Annotated in this window: 1 protein-coding gene; it reads right to left on the bottom strand. The window is 41.6% G+C overall.

Translation table 11 applies throughout. The features are described from left to right. Nucleotides 1-297: 297 nt before the first annotated feature. A partial coding sequence (locus HJP15_RS21595) for a transposase (protein ID WP_170174634.1) occupies nucleotides 298-693 on the bottom strand: 396 nt, incomplete at its 5' end.

Raw genomic sequence — 693 nt, 5'->3', positions numbered from 1 at the left:
ACACGCAGTTTGTGTTGCATAATCGCTTGTTGGACTGAGGCGCTACCTGCTCGGTGTGTTCGCGTTGGTATTGTTTATGCTATGGGAATTTGCTTTTTATGGCCTAACCGATATTTAGCCAATTTCATTGACGTGTATATCGTATCTAAGCTGTCCCTGCATTGCTCAGCGTTTATTATGTCCTTATTACACCTAAATTTAGCTTGATAAGCAACCATATTATTAAAACACACAGCCGCTATTAGCCTGAACAATTAAGCAGGTTAACATATTGATTCTATTAAGCAGGCTAGCCCGCTAACTCGTTCGCTCTGTTGTAACTGTTGCCGCATCCGACTCTGCTATACCAATAAATCGCAAGATGCCAACTTTGCATGATTGACAGGGCCAATGTGGTATCAATGGATCTTTTTCTGTTTTTGGCTTCACTGGTTTACATGTGTGTGACTCTTGAGTCCTTATTAACGCTAACTTTTGTTTACGACATGCATTAGCTAAAAAGCCATAGTGGCGAATGCGCATAAACCCTTTGGGCAATACATGTTGTAAGTAGCGCCGTAAAAATTCATCACAACTCAGAGTCATGACTTTATCGCGGTTGTTATCTGCATAATCGCGGTATTTAAAGCTCACTGTTTCTTCAGTCGCTGACACTAATCGCGATTCTGACATCACGCCTTTTCGGGTATAACG

This window comes from Pseudoalteromonas sp. NEC-BIFX-2020_002 (assembly GCF_013002825.1).
GTDB lineage: Bacteria > Pseudomonadota > Gammaproteobacteria > Enterobacterales > Alteromonadaceae > Pseudoalteromonas > Pseudoalteromonas neustonica.
This window is presented reverse-complemented; position numbering and strand designations above follow the sequence as displayed.